The organism is Methylophaga muralis (assembly GCF_001720165.1).
Lineage (GTDB): Bacteria > Pseudomonadota > Gammaproteobacteria > Nitrosococcales > Methylophagaceae > Methylophaga > Methylophaga muralis.
On the sequence record NZ_MCRI01000088.1, the window covers coordinates 1 to 1,725 of the forward strand.

The 1,725-nt window shown below is 40.1% G+C and carries 2 protein-coding genes; one reads left to right on the plus strand and one right to left on the minus strand.

The annotated features are described in order from the left end of the window. A partial coding sequence (locus A9E74_RS14425) for a class I SAM-dependent methyltransferase (protein ID WP_218104335.1) occupies positions 1–616 on the plus strand: 616 nt, incomplete at its 5' end. On the opposite strand, the gene A9E74_RS13690 is transcribed toward A9E74_RS14425, so the two are convergent. Further along, the coding region (locus tag A9E74_RS13690; protein WP_141696833.1) for a glycosyltransferase at positions 609–1,725 on the minus strand (1,117 nt) is incomplete at its 5' end. The genes A9E74_RS14425 and A9E74_RS13690 overlap by 8 nt on opposite strands.

A 1,725-nucleotide genomic window follows, 5' to 3' on the forward strand; every position in this document is an offset into this window, starting at 1 on the left:
TCATCTGAATAGTTTGCTTGAACCTGAACAATCAAAATCTGCAAACGAGCTCAAAGCGATATTTGATAAACATCATAGTGATAAAGGAGCTGAATATAACTCATATCATTTACTCTACAGCATGATATTAGCGGATCGATCAGCTATAAAAAATGTGTTTGAAATTGGATTGGGTACAAACAATACGGATGTTGTGTCAAATATGGGTAAGGAGGGAGCTCCCGGTGCGTCATTGAGAGCGTTTAGGGAATTTCTGCCTCATGCCGAAATTTTTGGTGCTGATGTAGATAAGCGCGTGCTTTTTGAAGATGAAAGGATTCGTACATTTCACGTTGATCAAACTGATGATAAAACGTTCGATTTACTGAACCAACAATTACCTAATCATTTCGATCTTATGATAGATGATGGATTGCATGCGCCAAATGCAAATGTCAGAGCACTGAATTTTTTTCTTTCACATATCAAGGTGGGAGGCTGGGCCGTTATTGAAGATATTGGTGAACCGGCTATACCTGTATGGGAATTAATCGGCTCAATCTTGCCTGCTGAGTTTGAAAGCGCGATCTATCGAACTGAAAAGGCAATCTTATTTGCTGTAAAACGAGTCAATTAGTTTTTGGATCTACTATATTCCAGAATTCAGCTTTAACGGCTGCATTGGTGAAGCTCAACTCAAGTTTGTCATTAAGTCTGCGTATAAGCTGGTTTGTTTCGACAGGTGACATCTCATAGCGTTTGATCATTAAGTTTGCCAGCTGCTCAGGATGACCAACCTCGAAGCCTTCTGTCACGTCTTCGATAGCTTCGGTATTGCCGCTACATAAGCTTGCAATCGGTGGTAATTCTGCTGCATATGCTTCAAGCAGAGCAACAGGCAAGCCCTCTCGGATAGAGCTCAATACGAAACAATCGAAAGCCCGTAGATATCGAAAAACTTCTGGTACTTTTCCCAGAAAAGTTATCTTCTCTTGAAGATTAAGTTTTTCAACTTGATGTTTTAATGCGCTCTCTAAACGTCCGGCGCCTGCGATATACAGTCTGGCTTGAGGCATCTGGGGCAGTGCCAACGCAAACGCATTTATTAACGTAGCCTGATCTTTATCCTCATGCAACCGACCTACATTAATGAAACAGTATTCTGTTTCTGAGATTGCCAAGGCTTTTTTAGCCGCGGATCGGTCCAGCAATGAAGCTCTCAGCGTTTCAAAATCTAATGAGTTGTAAAGGTGAACAATCTTTTCTTTTTTGATAAAGGGCAAGGACTTTCTGACATCGTCACGAATGGCTTTTGAAACTCCAATAAGCGTAAGATTTTTGCCAAAGAATCGGATATAGAGTTTTCGAGAGAGGCGTTTAAAGTTGCCATCAATATGGCAAACGCCAAATACCTGGATGTCTTTCAACTGGGTTGCAATAAAAATAGCCCGATATCGATGGGCCACAATAAACTGAAACTGATATTGGTGATGTAGTTTTCTGATCTGTTCTGTCAGCTTTCCTTTAAAACCACCAAGTTCTTTATTTGTCGCTTCCAAAAAAATGACTTTCTTGGCAGAAACTTCATTTTCAATGGCAGGATCTTTTTGACCTTTCAGGAAGACAACAATTGCATCATGGTCAGTATTGTTCAAATAGCTTGCATATTCCTTAGCAACACTCAAAAAAGGAGCGTTATAGTCATTGCATAGTATCAAAACATTTTTTGCGTTCACTAAAACCTCA